Here is a 17,939-nt window from a genome sequence, read left to right as displayed (position 1 = left end):
AGGACAATGGGACGAGTCACGGAACGACGCAAGGTGCTCCGCATCCGGGACGGGGCCGTCTCCGCCCGCCCGGACACGCTGGTGGCCGAGGAGCCCCTGGAGATCCGGCTCAACGGCAGGCAGCTCGCCATCACCATGCGCACCCCGGGCGACGACTTCGCGCTGGCCGCGGGCTTCCTGGTCAGCGAGGGCGTGCTGGGCGCGGCGTCGGACCTGGTCAACATCGTGTACTGCGCCGGCGCGACCGCGGACGGGGCGAACACGTACAACGTGGTGGACGTGCGGACGGCGCCGGACGTCGTCCTGCCCGACATCACCCTCGAACGCAACGTCTACACCACCTCCTCCTGCGGCCTGTGCGGCAAGGCCAGCCTGGACGCGGTCCGTACGACGGCCCGCTGGCCGATCGCCGACGAGCCTCCCGTGCGCGTCACGCCCGGCCTGCTCACGAGCCTGCCCGACCGGCTGCGCGCGGCCCAGCGGGTCTTCGACCGGACCGGCGGCCTGCACGCGGCGGCCCTGTTCTCCGAGGACGGTGAGCTGCTGGACATACGGGAGGACGTGGGCCGGCACAACGCGGTCGACAAACTGGTCGGCCGCGCCCTGCAGAACGGCGACCTGCCGCTGTCCCGCACGATCCTGCTGGTGTCCGGCCGGGCCTCCTTCGAGCTGGCACAGAAGGCCGTGATGGCGGGCATCCCGGTCCTGGCGGCGGTCTCGGCACCGTCCTCGCTGGCCGTGGACCTGGCCGCGGAGACCGGACTGACCCTGGTGGGCTTCCTGCGGGGCGCCTCCATGAACGTGTACGCGGGCGAGGAGCGCATCGCCCTGCGGACCCCGGCGGCCCAGGGCTGAGGGGTGGTCCGGGGCGGCCCGCGGGCCGCCCGGCGAGGGCCCCCTCCCGCGACACGACGGCGGCCCCTCCCGCGACACAGCGACGAGGCCCGGCCGCGGGTAAGCACCCCCTCCTCCGCAGGGCCCCGTCGCGCCATTCGACCCCTGCGTCCCGGCGTACGCGCCGCCGCCCGCGTTCCGACGTGCCGGCCCACCGCCCACCGCCAAGCCGGGCGTAGGCGCCGGCGCGCACCGGGCGTACCGCCCCGGCGGCGGGCGCTCGGCCTGCCGCCCCGGCGCCTACGCCCCGGAGTGCGCGCCGCGTCGCTCCGCGACGCACGCCTCGCCGCTTTCTGACCTGCGCACCACGGTCGTGCCCGGGTGCGCGTCCCGCGGCCACCGGGCACGGACGTCGTTGACGCAGGGTGTCCGCGCGGCCGTCACTCCCTGGTGTCCGACACCCGGACCAGCAGGTCCATGAAGACGTCGCGTTCCTCCGGCGACAGCGGCGCGAGCAGCGTCGCGTTGGCCTCGCGGGCGGCCAGCTCGCAGCGTGCCAGCAGCCGGGCGCCCTGTGCGGTGAGGGAGACCGCGTTCTTGCGCCGGTCGGCGGGGTCGGGTTCGCGCAGCACGTGACCGGCGGCCTGCAGGTCGTTGAGGACGCCGACCAGGTCCTTGGGGTCGAGCCCCACACCGCGCCCGAGGTCGGCCTGGGCGACCGGGCCGAGGTCGCGGACCGCGGAGAGCACCACGTGGTGCCACATCTTCAGCCCCTCCGCGGCGAGCGCCTCGGCGACCAGCCCCCTCCCCCGTGCGGCGGCCCGGCCGAGGAGCCAGCTGGGCAGGGAACGGATCTCGGCGAGGGGTGCTTCGGCGTCGGACATGACGGCAGCCTAGCGAAAAAACCGTTGGACTTCCCAATGAACTCGGATTACCGTTGGACCTCCCAACGAATCTTCGGTGAGCGCGGCGGACCTGCCCCCTCCCGACCTTCCTGTCTGTGGAGGTGCGATGCGCCGCGTGCGGTACGAATCGACCGGTGGCCCCCTTTTCGTCGAAGAGGTGCCCGTGCCCGAGCCGGGTCCGGGGGAAGTCCTCGTGCGCTGTGCGGCCGTCGGGGTCACCCTGCCCGTCGTCCGCAAGGTCACCGAGGCCGCCGAGCCGATCCCGCTGGGCGGGGAGGTCGCCGGTGAGGTGACGGCCGTCGGCGCGGACGTCACCCGTTTCCGGCCCGGCGACCGCGTCACCGGACTCTGCTTCGCGCACGGTTACGCCGACTTCGCCCTGCTGCACGAGGCCATGGCCTCCCCCGTGCCCGGCGGCGCCTCCTTCACCGAGGCGGTCGCCCTGGTCCGCAGCGGCCTCGTCGCCCTCGGCGCCCTGGACGCCGCACGGCTGAGGCGGGGCGAGTCGGTGCTCGTGACGGCGGCGGCCGGCGGCGTGGGGCACCTCGCGGTCCAGCTCGCCCGGGTGCGGGGCGCGTCCCGGGTCGTGGCGGCGGTGTCCGACCCGGCCAAGGCGGACTTCGTCCGCAGCCTCGGGGCCGACGAGGTGGTCCGCTACGGCGACGACGACTGGGGCGCCCCGGTCGACTGCGTCCTCGACGCGGTCGGCGGAGACCTCCTGACCCCGGCGGTCGCCGCGCTCGCCCCGGGCGGACGGCTGGTGGCCTACAGCTCGGGCGGCGGGACGATCCGGGCGTACGACCTGCTCGTCGGTGCCAGGTCGGTGACCGGCTTCCAGATGGCCCGCGTCGCCCGCGAACAGCCCGGGCTGTACGAGCGGTGGCGGCTGGAGCTGTGGCGGCTGTTCGAACAGGGGATGGTGCGGCCCGCCGTGCACGCGGAGTTCGCGCTCCAGGACGCGGCGCGGGCGCACGAGGCGATCGAGGGACACCGCAACCTCGGCAAGGTGGTGCTGCGGCCCTGAACGGAGCCCGCGACGGTCACCGGGACGGCATCGCCACGACCTCACCGGGGCGAGGCGCCGGGAGCGGCCTCACCGAGGGCGGGACGCCGGGGCGGCCTCACCGCGCCCGTCTCACCGAGGGCGCGGGACAACCGGGGCGGCCTCACCCAGGACAGGACGCCGGGGCGGCCTCACCGAGGGCGGGGCGCCGCGCTCGCCTCACCCAGCCACGGGCGGGACCGCCGTGGGGGCCTCACCGCGCCCGCTCGCCGCGCCCGCCTCACCCAGGACGGGACGCCGCCCTCACCGCAACCGTCGCCGCGCCCCCTCACCCAGCCAGGGACGGGACGCCGGAACGGCCTCACCGGGGGCGCGGGACAACCGGGGCGGCCTCACCCAGGACAGGACGCCGGGGCGGCCTCACCGAGGGCGGGGCGCCGCGCCAGCCGCGCCGGGCCGGGCCGGAGACGCCGCGGGCTCACTCCCAGGTGCCGCGCTCTCCTGCCCGTCCGGCGCGTCCGTCCCACCGGTGTCCCCTCCCGGTGCCTCCGCCTCGCCGGTGTCCGCCGCCCGGGCATTCCCCTGCGAAGCGTTAGCCTCCGGGTCGTGCGACCTGCGCTTGGCGATCACCGCGCACACCATGAGCTGCATCTGGTGGAAGAGCATCAGCGGCAGCACGGCCAGCGAGGCGTGGACGCCGAACAGGACGCTCGCCATGGGCAGGCCGGAGGCGAGGGACTTCTTGGAACCGGCGAACTGGATCGCGATCCGGTCCTGCCGCCCGAAACCCAGCGCCTTGGCGCCGTACCAGGTCAGGGCGAGCATCACGGCGAGCAGCACGGCCTCCACGGCGAGCAGGGCACCCAGGCGCAGTGGGCTGACCTGGTGCCAGATGCCGCGCACCATGCCCTCGCTGAACGCGGTGTAGACGACGAGCAGGATCGAGCCGCGGTCGACGAGTCCGAGCACCTTCTTGTGCCGGGCCACGAAACCCCCGATCCACGGCCGCAGCAGTTGCCCCGCGACGAACGGCACGAGCAGTTGCAGCACGATCGTGACCAGCGAGTGCGCCGAGAAGCCGCCGCCGCTGCTGCCCAGCAGCGCCGCGGCGAGCAGCGGGGTGAGGACGATCCCGACCAGCGAGGAGAAGGAACCCGCGCAGATCGCGGCGGGCACGTTGCCGCGGGCGATGGAGGTGAAGGCGATCGACGACTGGATGGTCGAGGGCACGAGGGTGAGGAACAGCAGCCCCTGGTAGAGCGGCTGGTCGAGCAGGACCGGGACCAGTCCGCGGGCGGCCGTGCCGAGCAGCGGGAAGACCACGAAGGTGCAGGCCAGGACGGTGACGTGGAGCCGCCAGTGCTTGAGTCCGTCCAGCGCCTCACGGGTGGAGAGGCGGGCGCCGTAGAGGAAGAACAGGAAGGCGATGGCGGCGGTGGAGGCGCCGGAGGCCGCGTGGGCGGCGCCGCCGCGGGCCGGCAGCAGCGCGGCCAGGCCCACCGTCGCCAGCAGCAGCACGATGTACGGGTCGATCGGCATCCAGCTCGGCCAGCGCAGGCGTTTCACGGTGCTCCACTTGCTCGTCCGTCCTGATCATCCGTCTTGATCAGTCGTCTTGACCGTCCGTCCTGCCCCGTCCACTCGTCCGGCGGCGGGGCGGGAGACCGACGGGTCCCCGCTCCATCGTCCTCCACCCCCCGGCGATCGGGAATCCGTCATACCGCTCTCACTGTCATCACGTCCCGCGATGACCGGGCGCTAGCCTGGGCCCCGTGTACGACCCCGCTCACCTGCGCACCTTCCTCGCCGTCTCGCAGACGCTCAGTTTCACCCAGGCGGCCCGGCGGCTCGGGCTGCGCCAGTCGACCGTCAGCCAGCACGTACGACGGCTGGAGGACGCCACCGGACGGCTGCTGTTCACCCGCGACACCCACTCGGTCGAGCTGACCGAGGACGGTGAGGCCATGCTGGGCTTCGCCCGCCGGATCCTGGAGGCGCACGAGCAGGCGACGGCGTTCTTCACCGGCACCCGGGTGCGCGGCCGGCTCCGTTTCGGCGCGTCGGAGGACTTCGTGCTGACCCGGCTGCCGGAGATCCTGGAGGGCTTCCGCCACGGGCATCCCGAGGTCGACCTGGAGCTGACGGTGGAGCTGTCGGGCACCCTGCACGAGCAATTGGCCGCCGGGAAACTGGATCTGGTGCTGGCCAAGCGGCGCCCCCAGGACCCGCGGGGGGAACCGGTGTGGCGGGACCGTCTGGTGTGGATCGGCACGGAGCGGCTGCGGCTGGACCCGGACCGGCCGGTGCCGCTCATCGTCTATCCGCCGCCGGGCATCACCCGGGCGCTCGCCTTCGAGGCCCTGGAACGGCAGGGACGCCCGTGGCGCGTCGCGTGCACCAGCGGGAGTCTCAACGGGCTGATCGCCGCCGCCCGTGCGGGGCTCGGCGTGATGGCCCACTCGCGCGGGCTGATCCCGCCCGGCCTGGTCCGCGTCCCGGAGCGGGCCGGGCTGCCGGAGCTGGGCCGGGTCGACTTCGTCCTGGTCCACGGCCGGCACCGCCCGTCCGCCCAGCACGCGGCCGACGCCCTGGCCAAGGCGATCCTGGCGGGCGGCGAGCACCTGCACCGCCGCTGACCCGGCCCGGCCCGCCGCTGACCCGGCCCGGGCGCCGCGGGCCGGGCCGGTGGCCGTCGGCACCGGGACGGCTCCTGCGGTGCCGGGGCGGGCGGCCGCACCTGCCGCGCGGGAGGCCACGGGGCGGGCGCGGCGCGGGCGCCGCGCCGGGTCCCGGCCGCCCCGGCGCCGTCAGGGGTCGTACAGATTCGGTGGAGATACCGGCACCGAAACTTACTGAACCGTAAGAAATTCTGTCCGACCCTTCCCCATGTGCGGGTATTTTCCGACGCTGACCTGGGCCGACGTGAGCAGCCCTCGCTTTTGGCCCCCCTCCCGGGCCGCGGCCCCGTGGGGTAGCTTTCACGGCCTGTGCGGAGCGTCACCAGCGCACCGGAGGCGAACCGGACCGAGCCGGACTGAGAGCGGGAGCGGGGTTTGCGCGAGTTCACCAGCCCTCCGTCGGCGTCGGCACCGCCGGTGGGCGGCCTGGCCGACGTCGTGTTCCAGCATGCCCAGGACGACCCGGGGCGCATCGCGCTCGGCCGCAAGGACGGCAGGGGCGAGTGGCGCGAGGTGACCGCCGCCGAGTTCCGCGACGAGGTGCTCGCCCTCGCCAAGGGCCTGCTCGCCCAGGGCGTCCGCTTCGGCGACCGGGTCGCCATCATGTCCCGCACCCGCTACGAGTGGACGCTCTTCGACTTCGCGCTGTGGACCATCGGCGCCCAGGTGGTGCCGGTCTATCCCACCTCCTCGGCCGAGCAGTGCTTCTGGATGCTCTACGACGCCGAGGTGTCGGCGGCGATCGTCGAGCACGAGGACCACGCCATGACGATCGCCACCGTCATCGACCGGCTGCCGCGCCTGGGCCGGCTGTGGCAGCTCGACTCGGGGGCCGTGCAGGAGCTGTACGACGCGGGCGCGCACATCGAGGACGACGTGGTGCACCGGCACCGCGAGGCGGTGACACCGGAATCGGTCGCGACGGTGATCTACACCTCCGGCACCACCGGCCGCCCCAAGGGCTGTGTCCTGACCCACGGCAACTTCATGACCGAGGCGGACACGGTGATCGACCGGTGGCAGCCGGTGTTCCGCTCCCGCCGGGGGGACGAGGCGGCCACGCTGCTGTTCCTGCCGCTCGCGCACGTCTTCGGCCGCATGGTGGAGGTGGCCGCGATCCGCGGCCGGGTCCGCTTCGGCCACCAGCCGCAACTGCACGCCGCCGCGCTGCTGCCGGACCTCCAGGCGTTCCGGCCGACGTTCATCCTGGCGGTGCCGTACATCTTCGAGAAGGTGTTCAACGCGGCCCGGCGCAAGGCCGAGGCCGAGGGCCGCGAGGGCCCCTTCGAGAAGGCCGTGGACATCGCCGTGAAGTACGCGGACGCGATCGAGGCGAAGGCGTGGGGCGTCGGCCCCGGCCCGTCGGCCGCGCTGCGCATGCAGCACCAGCTCTTCGACAAGCTGGTGTACTCCAAGGTGCGCGCGGCGATGGGCGGCCGGATCCGCAACGCCATGTCCGGCGGGTCGGGCATGGACCGGCGGCTGGGGCTGTTCTTCGCGGGCGCGGGCGTGCAGATCTACGAGGGCTACGGTCTGACCGAGTCGACGGCCGCCGCCACCGCCAACCCTCCCGAGCGCACCCGTTACGGCACCGTGGGGCAGCCGATCCCCGGGGTCACCGTGCACATCGCCGACGACGGCGAGGTCTGGCTGCGCGGCGGCAACGTCTTCCAGGGCTATCTGAACAACCCGAAGGCCACCGACCAGACGCTGCACGACGGCTGGCTGGCCACCGGTGACCTCGGCGCCCTCGACGAGGACGGCTACCTCACCATCACCGGGCGCAAGAAGGAGATCCTCGTGACCTCCGGCGGCAAGAGCGTGGCGCCGGGCGTGCTGGAGGAGCGGGTGCGCGACCATCCGCTGGTCTCCCAGTGCATCGTCGTCGGCAACGACCGCCCCTACATCGCCGCCCTGGTCACCCTCGACCACGAGGCCGTCGAGCACTGGCTGAAGATGCGGAACAAGCCGAAGCCGACACCGGCCGAGCTGGTGCACGACCCCGATCTGGAGACCGAGGTGCGGCGCGCGGTGGTCGCCGCGAACACGCTGGTGTCCCAGGCGGAGTCCATCCGCACCTTCCGCATCCTCGCCCAGCCCTTCACCGAGGAGCACGGCCTGCTGACGCCGTCCCTGAAGCTGAAGCGCAAGGCGATCGAGAACGCGTACGCGGCCGAGGTCGAGGCGCTGTACCGGGCGTGAGGAACCGGCCGGAACGGGGGGGCAGGAATGCGCCGACGCCCGTGATCGTTGACCATAGGAGTACCACTTCGACGACAACCGAAGGATCAACAGCTCGTGAGCAGCCAGGTCCCCACGATCATCCTCAACAACGATGTCGAGATGCCCCAGCTGGGCTTCGGCGTCTGGCAGGTGCCGGACGACGAGGCCGAGCGCGCGGTCGCCACCGCCCTGGAGGCCGGGTACCGCAGCATCGACACAGCGGCGATCTACGGCAACGAGGAGGGCACGGGCAAGGCCATCGCCGCCTGTGGCCTCCCGCGCGAGGACGTCTTCGTCACCACCAAGCTCTGGAACGGCGACCAGGGGTACGACAGCACCCTGCGCGCCTTCGACGCGTCCCTGGCCAAGCTCGGCCTGGAGTACGTCGACCTGTACCTGATCCACTGGCCGCTGCCGGCCCGGGGCACGTACGTCGACACGTACAAGGCGTTCGAGAAGCTGCTCGCCGACGGCCGGGTCCGGGCGATCGGCACGTCCAACTTCCTGCCCGAGCACCTGCGGCAGCTGACCGCCGAGACGTCCGTGGTCCCGGCGGTCAACCAGATCGAGCTGCACCCGCACCTGCAGCAGCGCGCCGCCCGCGAGTTCCACGCGGAGCAGGGCATCGCCACCGAGGCCTGGTCGCCGCTGGGCCAGGGCAAGGGCCTGCTGGAGGTCCCGGCGATCGTGGCGATCGCGCAGAAGCACGGACGCACCCCGGCCCAGGTCGTGCTGCGCTGGCACCTCCAGCTCGGCAACATCGTCATCCCGAAGTCCGTGACGCCGTCCCGGATCCAGGAGAACATCCAGGTCTTCGACTTCACCCTGGACGACGAGGACCTGGCGGCGATCAGTGCGCTGAACGAGGACCGGCGGCTGGGCCCGGACCCGGCCACGTTCGACGTGGTCTGAGCCGGCGGGCCCGCCGCACCGGGTGCCCCGCCCCCGCCTGCCCGGCGGGGGCGGGGCACCCGCCTTTCCAGCGGTGTCCTGGAGGCCGGGGAAGATCCCGGCACCGCAGTCTTGACGCGCACATGGCCAAGGGGCCACCTTGTATCGCACCCGGTCAGGAAAGTTTCCTAACAGAAGGGTTCCCCCACCGTGCGCATACGAACACTGGCCCTCGCCGCCGCCTCCGGAGCCGCCCTGCTCGCCGCGGGCGTCCTCCCCGCCAACGCCTCCGGCCCGAGCGGCACCGCCGCGCCCCGCTCCGCCCAGGAGGGCTCGGTCAGCGCGGCCGACCTGCTCGCCAAGGTGAAGTCCTGCCAGCAGATCTCCAACGGCAAGTACCGGACCGACGAGGAGACCTCGGCCACCGTCCCCGTGTGCGGCAAGAACGGCGCGGTGTTCTGGAAGGCCGACATGGACATCGACTGCGACGGACAGCGCACCGCCAACTGCAACGAGGACCGCGACCCCTGGTACCAGGACGACACGAGGTTCCACCAGTCCGACGGCAAGCCGCTCAAGGCGGAGTCGCTGCCCTACGTCGTGGTCCCCAGCTCCAGCGGCATCTGGAACTACGCCGACTCGGGCATCAAGGGCGGCGGTGTGGTCGCCGTCGTCTACGGCAACAAGGTCGAGTACGCCGTCGTCGGCGACACCGGACCGGACAAGATCATCGGCGAGGCGTCGTACGCCACCGCCAAGGCCCTCGGCATCGACCCCGACCCGGAGACCGGCGGGGCGGACTCCGGGGTGACGTACATCCTGTTCAAGGACGCGAAGGCGTCCCCCATCGAGAGCCACAGCGCGGCCGTGACCCTCGGCGACAAGCTCGCCAGGCAGTTCCTCGCCGCGAACTGACCCGCGCGGGGCGGGGCGGGCGGGTCAGCCGGTGCGGACGGCCGTGTACACGGTGTGCGCCTTCAGCACGAAGACGTCCTTCCTGCGGTGCACGCTCGCCTCGTCCTCGGGGTCCAGCAGCCGGTCGAGGGTGTCCCGGTCCTCCGCGCCCAGGCCGTCCGCCGCCCCTTCGCGCAGCCGGCCGAGGGTGGCGGCGACGTAGGCGCGGGCCGGTCCCGAGAGCGGGGCGGGCAGGTCCAGCAGGAAGCTGCGGGTGCCGGTGGGCTTCAGACCCGCCGAGGCCAGCAGTCGCGGCCAGTCCTCGGTCTCGGCGACGGAGTCCGGCAGGTCCTCGCGCATCCGTGTGAACCACTCCGACTCGACCGCGTCCAGGCGGGCCTGCAGCCCGGGGCGGCCGAGGCCGATGTCCCGGGGCAGGTAGCGGGCGGGCAGACCGCCCTCCAGCAGGGCCAGGGTCCCGCCGGGCGCCAGCCGCTCGGCGAACGCGGCGAGCGCGGCGCGCTGGTCGCCGAGGTGGTGCAGGCTGTTGCTGGCCCACAGGAGGTCGGCCGGGTAGTCCAGCTCGGACAGGGCGCCGGGCAGTTCGCCGGTGACCGTGGTGAAGCGGTCGGCGACGCCGACCCGGGCGGCGCGGGCGGCGGCCCGCTCCAGCAGCGGCGCTGAGCCGTCCACCGCCACCACCCGGGCGTCCGGGAAGGTCTCGGCGAACAGGCAGGAGACCACCCCCGGGCCACTGCCCGCGTCCACGATCAGACCGGGGGCGGCCGCCTCCCGGGCCAGCCAGTCCATCGCCTGCCGGTACAGCGGGGTGAAGAGTTCCGCCTGCGACTCCAGCAGCGGGGCCATCACGGCCCAGTCCAGGTCCGCGTGGCCGTGGTGGTGGCCCTGGTGTCCGCCGGACCCGTGGTCGCCGTGGCGGTGGTCCTCGTGTCCGCCGGACGCGTGGCCGCCCTGGGGGTCGTGCCCGTGCGGACCCTGGTGGCCCCGGTGCTCCTGCGCCATGGTGATCAGCCTCTCGTCTCGGTGCGGCCAGCGTGCGCCGCCACACCGCGCCGGGGCCAGTTCCCTTGCCGGGACGGCAAAAAATCCGTGCAGAATTCCCTGTTCGGCGTGAGGAGGCGTCCCTGGAACCCCGGCGCCCCGGAAGGGACCGGGGCCCGGCCCGGAAGGCGCGGCCGGGCAGACGGCCGCACCTCGCCCGGACCGGGCCCCGGCGGAACACCTATGCCCCGCCCGTCACGGCAGCGGCGGATAGGCGTTCTGCATCAGCTGCTGGAACTGGGCGGAGAACCAGTGCCCGGCCAGCGGCGCGTTCGGCAGCGCGCCCGAGGGGTTGTTGCCGTTGCGTGCGTTGCCCCCGTACGTCGGGTCGCACATCCGGTCGAAACCCTTGCCCTCGTCGTTGGAGACGGCGGAGCTGGCCCCGTCCGACTCGCCCGGCGGCTTGACCCACACATAGGCGTCGATCCCGGCGGCCGGGGAGGCGGCCGGCCGTTCGCCGAGGCCCGCACCGCTCTGGTTGCACCAGTTGCCCACGTGGATGCGGCGGTCGATGCGGCCGCCGTCGACGTAGGCGTCCACCGAGGTCAGCGGTCCGGCGCCGGCCGGCCGCGCGGATCCGCCCCAGCCGTTGCGGGAGGTGTCGATCAGCATGCCGAGACCGGAGTCGAAGCCGGCCGCGACGAGCTTGTCCCGCAGCGCCTGCGCGAACGACTGCTCGTCCACGTACTGGTTCCAGTCCACCCACTTGGACTGGCGCACCGTCTGCCCGTTGACGCTGTCGGTGACCTTGAAGTACGGCTCCTTGGTGGGGCTGTAGTTGGCCGTGTTGACGATGAACCCGGCCACGTCGTGCAGGCTCGCGCCGTTGCTCGTCGCGGTCTTCAGGAACTCCGTGACGGACGGCCCGAGGTTGGAGTCCCAGCCCAGCCAGCCGTGGTGGCCGGCGTCGATGTAGTTGTAGACGTTCGGGACGGCGCCGAGCTTGTCCAGGGCGTAGCCGACCCCCTTCTCGTAGTTGCCGTTGGACTTCATGGTCACGCAGGCGTCGGTGGTGGTGTTGGTGCCGCCGGCGTTGGTGACCAGGTTGGGCAGCGAGTCGGGCTCGATGACCGTGGCGATGCGCAGGCCCGCGTACTTCGGGTCGGACAGGATCGACGCGATGGGGTCGATGTACTGGGTCTTGTACTTGTCGAGGTCGGTGGGGCCGAGTTCGCCGTTGGAGGCGAGGGCCGCGCAGTCGCGTCCGGGCAGGTCGTACACGACCAGCTGGACGACGAGTTCGCCGGAGCCCTTCTGCTTGAGGGCCTCGTCGAGGTGGTCGCGCAGGCCCATGCCGCCGTTGACGCCCTCGATGGCGGCGATGCGGTCGAGCCAGACGGCGGTGGGCTGGTTGGCGATGCGGCTGCCGCCCGGTTCGGCGGCGGCGTGCGCGGACCACTCGGGGTTCACGTAGACCTTGGCGCCGTCGTACGGGTTGGCGGCCCGGCCGCCCGGGTCGGTGGTGCCGCCGCCCGGGTCCGTCGTGCCGCCGCCCGGGTCGGTGGTGCCCCCGTCGACGTTGCAGGTCACGCCGTCGAGGGTGAAGGTGGCCGGGACGGCGTTGGTGCCGCTGTAGGTGCCCTGGAACCCGAAGGCCGCGCTGGATCCGGTGGCGAGGGTGCCGTTGTAGCTCTCGTTGGCGGCGGTGACGGCGGCGCCGCTCTGGGTGATCTTCGCGTTCCAGCCGCTGGTGACCTTCTGGTCCCCCGCGTAGGACCACTTCAGGGTCCAGGCCGACTTGGCGGGGCCGTTGTTGGTGACGGTGACGGCGGCCGTGAAGCCGGTGCTCCACTGGTTCTGCACCTGGTAGTCGACGGTGCAGGGTGCGGCGGCCGCGCCGGCGCTGGCGGGTGCGGCGGTGAGCGCCATGCCCGTGCCCCCGGCGACGAGGGTCAGGGCGGCGAGCATCGCTGTTCTGCTGCGGCTCATGAGTGGGGAATCCTCCTGTAGAAGGGAAGGACTGACCTGCTGGGATGCCTGCTGTGCCGGTGTTGCTGCTGTGCCGGTGTTCCGGTGGTGCTCTTGTGCCGGTGGTGCGGGAGGGGAGTCAGGGGGCGAGGGCGCGCAGGTGGTCGCGCAGCCCGGCGCCGTACGCCGTGGGCGTACCGCCGTAGTCGCTGATCAGGGACGGGCCGGAGGAACAGTCCCAGGTGTTCCAGGTCCAGCCGAGATAGGACAGGTTGTGGTCGTCGAACCACTTCATGACCCGGTCCACGAACCCGTGGGAGCAGGTGTTCTCACCGATCTCGCCCGCCACCAGCGGCACCTGGGCCGCGACGGGGGTGAGCGTGGAGTCCCAGCAGCTCTCACTGGCGCAGGCGTTGAAGTTGTAGACGTGGTAGGCGGCGGCCAGATTGCCCGCCGGGTCCTCGGGCCGGTGGGTCAGCCACTGGCTCAGGTCGTTGGAGTAGGCGAGCCCGCCGGCCAGGATCACGTTCTTCGCCCCGGTGCCGCGTACGGCGTCGACCAGGTCCTGCATGCCGGCCACCTCGTAGCCGATGCCCGGGCAGGTGCCGCCGTCGCGCCAGCACGTCCACGCGTCGGCGGCGCTGGAGGTGGCACGGTCCGGGTAGGGCTCGTTGAACAGGTCGAAGGCGACGGCCTGGTCGTCCTTGAAGGCACCGGCGACCGACGACCAGAACGAGGGGCTGTACCGGGCGTCGGGCATCGGTTTCTGGCAGGTGGCGTGCACGTCGGAGCAGCCCGCCGAGTTCCCGGTGTACTGGCCCTCGGTCCAGTGCAGTTCGACGATCGGGGTCATGCCGTGCGCCTCGGCACGGGCCACCAGCTGCTTGACCGCGTCGACGTACCGCTCGCCCGCGTACGCGGGGTCCACGCCGGAAAGTCCCAGCCAGCACTCCTCGTTGAGGGGGATGCGGACGGCGTTCGCCTTCCAGCCGGCGATCGCCTCGACGGCGGCGTCGTCGACGGGACCGTCGAAGATGCCACGGCCCTGGACGCACATGAACTCGCCGCCGGAGCGGTTGACGCCGAGCAGCCGGCGCGGGGTGCCGTCGGCGGTGACGAGCCGGTTGCCGTTCACGTGCAGGGCGGGTGCCCGGCCGTCACCGGCCGGCGGGGGGTCCGTCGGCGGGCCGGTCGGGTCCGTCGGCGGTGCGGACGGATCCGGGTCGACGTTGCAGGTGACCCCGTTGAGCCGGAACACGGCCGGTGCGGGGCCGCTCCCCGGCGAGGTGCCGAGGAAGCCGGCGCCGACGCTCGCGCCTGTGCCGAGCGAGCCGTTCCAGCTCTCGTTCCGCGCGGTCACCTCCGTGCCGGACTGGGACCACTTCGCGTTCCAGCCGCCGGTGACCTCCTGGCCGTCGGCGAGGTCGAAGGTCAGACGCCAGCCGGTCAGCGGCGCACGGTTGTTGGTGAGGGTGACGGCGCCCTGGAAGCCGGTGCCCCACTGTCCGGTGACGGAGTACTCCACCGTGCACGCGGGGGCGGCGCCCTGCGCCGAGGCCACCGGGACGACCACGCTCGCGGCGAGCGCGACCGCTCCGGTGGCGGCTAAAAACACTGAACGCGGGGGGTGTCGCATGAGCGACTCCTTGCAGACCGGGCGCGTCGTGGCGGACGCGCCGACTGATGGAACCGCTCCCACTGGTGCGAGTGAAGGTAGCGCCAAGCGCCGGTGAAGGCCAGGGGGCTTCCTGACTTTCGGCGGAATTCCCCGGGCCCGGCCCGCCGGAGGGGCCGGAATCTTTTTCGACCCCTCAAGGACTTGACCGTTCCCTGACAGGTCCGCACTATGGGAGCGCTCCCACTGGTCAGGTCTTGTCGCACCTCCCCCGCAGCCCCGCTCCACCTCCCCGTTCCTCCCCGCTCCTCCCCCGTCTTCCGAGCCGCAAGGAGAGGGACCGTTCATGCACCCACCTGACGGACGGCGCCGCGCGCCGCCCCGCGCGGCACGACCGGTTCCGGACCGGGGCGGACGGCGCCCCGGCCATGGGTTCGTACGCGGAGCCACTCGCCCAAGTCCCCGCTGACGGCTCCGCGTACGGCACGGGGCGCGTGCCGGTCCAGGCGCGCGCCCCGCACACGCCGACGAGGTGCGGCCCGCCTGCCGGTCCGCGCCTCACGCACGCCGAGGCGCGGACCGGCCCCGGGCCGTGGAAACGTCCTCCCGTTCCGCGCCCCCGCGCGGTACGGCGCGCGGGGCGGTGCGGCTTCCGGTCGCCCCTCGCCGGTCGCCCGGTCGTGGACTCAGCCCGTGACCGCCGCCCTGCGGTACGCGCGCAGACGGAAGACCGGGTCGGGGCGCGGGCGGTCCTGGTCGGGCAGGGCCGCCAGCCGGGCCGCGAAGGCGTCGGCGAGCGGGCCGCCCGGCGGCAGCGTCATGAACCAGCCGCGCCGCAGGTCGGCGATGGTACGGCGGGGGCTGCGGCCCTGGCCGGCGCCGCGGAACTCCGCCGCCCCGGCCGGTACCAGGCCGTACGCGGCCGCGTACCCGGTGACGAGACCGTCCGCGTCCCGGGCGGGACTGGGCGGCCGGGAGGCCAGCACGGCGTCGATGTCGCTGCCCACGTTGTGCGCGGCGGCCTTGCCGACCGTGGTGACGTACACCCCGCCGGGGCGCAGCACGCGGGCGCACTCGGCGACGACGGCGCGCGCGTCGGCGTCGCTCGGGGCGAGGTGGAGCAGCCAGACGCTGGTGACCGCGTCGAAGCGGCCGTCGGGGAAGGGCAGCCGCCGGGCGTCGGCGCGCACGACGGCACCAGGCAGGCGCTCGGCGGCCCTGCGGGTCATGGCCGGCGCCAGGTCCACGCCGGTCACCCGGGCCGCGGGCCGGCCGGCGGCGAGGCGGCGGGTCACGATGCCGGTGCCGCAGCCGGTGTCCAGCAGTTCCCGGACGTCCGCGGGCAGCAGGCCGAGGACCGCCCCGGCCGCGGCGGCGGCCCGGGGTTCGCCGCCGCGGGCGCTGTCGTAGCGTTCGGCTTCCTGGTCGTAGTCCAGCACGCGGTCCCCCGCCCCGTCCGGTCCGGTTCAGTGCGCTCCGTGGACCGGGGCCAGTTCCTGCACCCGGCGGGCGAGCCGGAAGTCCAGCTCGGTGACGGCGCCGCCCGCGCTGTGCGTGTTCACGGCGAGGGAGACGGTGTTGTAGCCGAGGGTCAGGTCGGAGTGGTGGTCCAGCTCTTCCTGCACCTGGGCGATGTGCACCACCATCGCGGTCGCCGCGAAGTGCGAGCCGAGCCGGTAGGAGCGGGTGAGGCGGTCCCCGTCGAGGGACCAGCCGGGCAGTTCCGCCAGCCGGTCCTCGATCTCCTTCTGGGACAGCGGTGCGACGGGCATGGGCCGGCTCCCTTCCTGGGCGCCGCCGGGCGGCGCGCGCCTGTGGTGACGGTGTGCGGGGCGCGCCGGGCCGGGCGCCCGGTCGGCCTGCGCTGTTCAGCCTGCCACAGGAAGGCCGCCGGGTCCCGGGCCGGACGCGGGCCCGCGCTCACCCGGGGAGGGATCCGGCCGCAAGGTCGTCGGCCAGCGCGGCGATCCGTGCCCGCCCCTCCACGCGCTCCACCCAGCTGTGCGGCAGGCCGTGGTCGCCGTGACGGGCGCCGAGGATGTTGCCGCAGACCGACCCGGTCGAGTCGCTGTCGCCCGAGTGGTTGACGGCCAGCAGCAGGGCGTTCTCGACGCCGGAGGCGGCGAGGGCGGCGTAGACGCCGATGGCCAGCGCCTCCTCGGCGACCCAGCCGGCGCCGAGCCGTTCGACGTGTTCCGCGCTCGGGGTGCCCTCGGCGGCCAGGTCGAGCGCCTGGGTGAGGGCAGCGCTGGTCTCCTCGTGGCCGGCGTGGCGGCCGAGCAGGCGCAGCGCGCGCAGCACCGCGCCCTCGACGGAGTCGCCGGCGACGAGGCAGGCGATGAGCGCGGCGAAGGCACCGGCCGCGTAGTAGCCGGTGGGGTGGCCGTGGGTCATCTGGGCGCAGCGGGCGGCGCTGTCGAAGGCCTCTTCGGGGGTGGCGCCGGTGAGGCCGAAGGGCGCCGAGCGCATCACGGCGCCGCAGCCCTTGGAGTCGGGGTTGATGGGTCCGGGCGGGCCGAGCACGGCGGCCGGGTCGGGGACGAGGTCGAGGGCGAGCCCGGACAGGCAGGCGTTGCCGGGCGCGCGGCGGGAGTACAGCCAGGCCTCGGTGACCAGGCCGCCGCGCGGGCCCTCGTAGTCGCCGCCGGCGGGCCGGGCGAGTTCGCTCTCCTGCGGTCCGGTGCGGCGCTGGGTCTCCAGCCAGCGCTCGTAGGCCCAGCGCACCATCCGGAAGCCGCCGCTGCCCAGGCGGGGGCCGTGGCCGTGCTGCTGGGCCTGGCGGATGCCCTCGGCGGTGAACAGGGTCATCTGGGTGTCGTCGCTGATCAGGGCGACCGATCCGGCGTCGGCCGAGACGGTGACCAGGCCGGTGAGGCCGCGCGGGCCGTGGGTGGCGCGGATGCGGTCCAGGGCGTTGAACTCGATCGGGTAGCCGAGGGCGTCCCCGACGGCCCCGCCCAGCAGACAGCCGCGCACCCTGGCCCGGTACACGGCCGTCGCCTCCCCGGACGGCTTCCACAGCTCGCTCATGCGCCCACTCCTCCACGTCGGTTCGACTACGGTCGTACGCATGACCATTCTCGCGACCGGTGACGTCCGGGTTCCCACCGCCCCCGCGGGCCGCGGCGCGGGTCCGCTGCTGCGGGCCTGGCGGGAGCGGCGGCGGATCAGCCAGCTGGAGCTGGCACTGCGCGCCGACTCCTCGGCCCGGCACATCAGTTTCATCGAGACGGGCCGGTCCAGGCCGAGCGAGGAGATGTTGCTGCGGCTGGCCGAGCACCTGGAGGTTCCGGTGCGGGAGCGCAACGCGCTGCTGCTGGCGGCCGGTTACGCGCCGCGCTATCCGGAGACGCCGCTGGACGACCCGGCGCTGGGCGCGCTGCGCGAGGGCCTCGAACGGCTGATCCGGGGCTACGAGCCGTATCCGGCGCTGGTGGTCGACGCGGTGTACGACGTGGTGACGGCCAACCGGGGTGTGGCGATGCTCCTGGAGGGTGTTCCCGAGGAGCTGCTCGTCCCGCCGCTGAACGCGATGCGGCTGACCCTGCACCCCGAGGGGCTGGCGCCGCGCATCCGCAATCTGCGCGAGTGGCGGGGGCATCTGCTGGCGCAGATGGAGCGGCAGATCGCGCTGCACCGCTCGCCGGCGCTGCGGGAGCTGTACGAGGAGGTGGCGGGCTACCCGTTGCCGGAGGCGGCCGCGGGGGCGGTGCGGGAGGAGGAGGCCGGCGAGGCGCCGTACTTCGCGCTGCCGATGCGGATCGAGCACGAGGGCCAGGTGCTGTCGTTCGTGTCCTCGATCTCCACGTTCAACACGCCGATGGACGTGACGGTGGCGGAGCTGGCGATCGAGACGTTCCTGCCGGCCGACCCGGCGACCGTGAAGTACCTTCACTCGATGATGCCTTGACCGGGTGTGACACACT

15 protein-coding genes are annotated in these 17,939 nt (G+C 73.5%); 7 read left to right on the top strand and 8 right to left on the bottom strand.

All coding sequences use genetic code 11. The features are described 5' to 3' along the window. Positions 1 to 6: 6 nt before the first annotated feature. Entirely contained in the window at positions 7 to 855 is an 849-nt protein-coding gene (gene fdhD / locus IG64_RS20340) for a formate dehydrogenase accessory sulfurtransferase FdhD (protein WP_037858264.1), read from the top strand. Positions 856 to 1,274: 419 nt separating this feature from the next. Here fdhD and IG64_RS20335 read toward each other — a convergent pair whose 3' ends face one another. After that, positions 1,275 to 1,718 carry a MarR family winged helix-turn-helix transcriptional regulator gene (locus IG64_RS20335; RefSeq protein WP_037858262.1) on the bottom strand — a complete coding sequence of 148 codons (444 nt, stop codon included), beginning with the start codon at positions 1,716 to 1,718 and terminating at the stop codon, positions 1,275 to 1,277. 127 nt (positions 1,719 to 1,845) lie between these two features. Between IG64_RS20335 and IG64_RS20330 the strand changes: the two genes are divergently transcribed. Continuing rightward, positions 1,846 to 2,763 (top strand): quinone oxidoreductase family protein, encoded by a 918-nt coding sequence (locus IG64_RS20330; RefSeq protein ID WP_037858261.1) that lies wholly within the window; start codon positions 1,846 to 1,848, stop codon positions 2,761 to 2,763. A 399-nt stretch (positions 2,764 to 3,162) separates the two neighbouring features. On the opposite strand, the gene IG64_RS20325 is transcribed toward IG64_RS20330, so the two are convergent. Then, positions 3,163 to 4,308, bottom strand: a complete 1,146-nt coding sequence (locus IG64_RS20325) for a bile acid:sodium symporter family protein (RefSeq protein WP_234438566.1) — start codon at positions 4,306 to 4,308, stop codon at positions 3,163 to 3,165. 206 nt (positions 4,309 to 4,514) lie between these two features. Between IG64_RS20325 and IG64_RS20320 the strand changes: the two genes are divergently transcribed. The 4 genes from IG64_RS20320 (at position 4,515) to IG64_RS20305 (ending at position 9,449) form a co-directional block, all read left to right on the top strand. Further along, positions 4,515 to 5,378 carry a LysR substrate-binding domain-containing protein gene (locus IG64_RS20320; protein ID WP_037858258.1) on the top strand — a complete coding sequence of 288 codons (864 nt, stop codon included), beginning with the start codon at positions 4,515 to 4,517 and terminating at the stop codon, positions 5,376 to 5,378. Between the two features lie 417 nt (positions 5,379 to 5,795). Further along, positions 5,796 to 7,622 (top strand): AMP-dependent synthetase/ligase, encoded by a 1,827-nt coding sequence (locus IG64_RS20315; RefSeq protein ID WP_037858256.1) that lies wholly within the window; start codon positions 5,796 to 5,798, stop codon positions 7,620 to 7,622. Positions 7,623 to 7,718: 96 nt separating this feature from the next. After that, entirely contained in the window at positions 7,719 to 8,555 is an 837-nt protein-coding gene (locus IG64_RS20310; protein WP_037858255.1) for an aldo/keto reductase, read from the top strand. A 189-nt stretch (positions 8,556 to 8,744) separates the two neighbouring features. Then, positions 8,745 to 9,449 (top strand): glycoside hydrolase family 75 protein, encoded by a 705-nt coding sequence (locus IG64_RS20305; protein ID WP_037858254.1) that lies wholly within the window; start codon positions 8,745 to 8,747, stop codon positions 9,447 to 9,449. A gap of 24 nt (positions 9,450 to 9,473) precedes the next feature. On the opposite strand, the gene IG64_RS20300 is transcribed toward IG64_RS20305, so the two are convergent. From IG64_RS20300 to IG64_RS20275, 6 genes are all read right to left on the bottom strand, one after another. Next, positions 9,474 to 10,451, bottom strand: a complete 978-nt coding sequence (locus IG64_RS20300; RefSeq protein ID WP_037858251.1) for a class I SAM-dependent methyltransferase — start codon at positions 10,449 to 10,451, stop codon at positions 9,474 to 9,476. A gap of 234 nt (positions 10,452 to 10,685) precedes the next feature. Next, on the bottom strand, positions 10,686 to 12,419 hold the full coding sequence (locus IG64_RS20295; protein ID WP_037858249.1) for a glycoside hydrolase family 6 protein: 1,734 nt from the start codon (positions 12,417 to 12,419) through the stop codon (positions 10,686 to 10,688). Between the two features lie 118 nt (positions 12,420 to 12,537). After that, complete coding sequence (locus tag IG64_RS20290) at positions 12,538 to 14,034, bottom strand: cellulose binding domain-containing protein (RefSeq protein ID WP_078884110.1); 1,497 nt, start codon at positions 14,032 to 14,034, stop codon at positions 12,538 to 12,540. A gap of 665 nt (positions 14,035 to 14,699) precedes the next feature. Continuing rightward, positions 14,700 to 15,452: a class I SAM-dependent methyltransferase gene (locus IG64_RS20285; RefSeq protein WP_037858247.1), complete on the bottom strand. Its 753-nt coding sequence runs from the start codon at positions 15,450 to 15,452 to the stop codon at positions 14,700 to 14,702. 27 nt (positions 15,453 to 15,479) lie between these two features. Beyond that, on the bottom strand, positions 15,480 to 15,785 hold the full coding sequence (locus IG64_RS20280; protein ID WP_037858246.1) for a 4a-hydroxytetrahydrobiopterin dehydratase: 306 nt from the start codon (positions 15,783 to 15,785) through the stop codon (positions 15,480 to 15,482). A 148-nt stretch (positions 15,786 to 15,933) separates the two neighbouring features. Further along, positions 15,934 to 17,043 (bottom strand): ADP-ribosylglycohydrolase family protein, encoded by a 1,110-nt coding sequence (locus IG64_RS20275; RefSeq protein WP_037858244.1) that lies wholly within the window; start codon positions 17,041 to 17,043, stop codon positions 15,934 to 15,936. A gap of 40 nt (positions 17,044 to 17,083) precedes the next feature. On the opposite strand from IG64_RS20275, the gene IG64_RS20270 reads away from it, so the two are divergent. Continuing rightward, entirely contained in the window at positions 17,084 to 17,923 is an 840-nt protein-coding gene (locus IG64_RS20270) for a helix-turn-helix domain-containing protein (RefSeq protein WP_037858243.1), read from the top strand. Positions 17,924 to 17,939 lie beyond the last annotated feature (16 nt).

This window comes from Streptomyces sp. NRRL S-340 (assembly GCF_000720185.1).
GTDB lineage: Bacteria > Actinomycetota > Actinomycetes > Streptomycetales > Streptomycetaceae > Streptomyces.
This window is presented reverse-complemented; position numbering and strand designations above follow the sequence as displayed.

Coding starts and splice junctions, on each gene's coding strand:
- IG64_RS20335 (WP_037858262.1), bottom strand. CDS start 1,718: ATGTCCGACGCCGAAGCACCCCTCGCCGAGATCCGTTCCCTGCCCAGC.
- IG64_RS20300 (WP_037858251.1), bottom strand. CDS start 10,451: ATGGCGCAGGAGCACCGGGGCCACCAGGGTCCGCACGGGCACGACCCC.
- IG64_RS20270 (WP_037858243.1), top strand. CDS start 17,084: ATGACCATTCTCGCGACCGGTGACGTCCGGGTTCCCACCGCCCCCGCG.
- IG64_RS20275 (WP_037858244.1), bottom strand. CDS start 17,043: ATGAGCGAGCTGTGGAAGCCGTCCGGGGAGGCGACGGCCGTGTACCGG.
- IG64_RS20280 (WP_037858246.1), bottom strand. CDS start 15,785: ATGCCCGTCGCACCGCTGTCCCAGAAGGAGATCGAGGACCGGCTGGCG.
- IG64_RS20295 (WP_037858249.1), bottom strand. CDS start 12,419: ATGAGCCGCAGCAGAACAGCGATGCTCGCCGCCCTGACCCTCGTCGCC.
- IG64_RS20330 (WP_037858261.1), top strand. CDS start 1,846: ATGCGCCGCGTGCGGTACGAATCGACCGGTGGCCCCCTTTTCGTCGAA.
- IG64_RS20290 (WP_078884110.1), bottom strand. CDS start 14,034: ATGCGACACCCCCCGCGTTCAGTGTTTTTAGCCGCCACCGGAGCGGTC.
- fdhD (WP_037858264.1), top strand. CDS start 7: ATGGGACGAGTCACGGAACGACGCAAGGTGCTCCGCATCCGGGACGGG.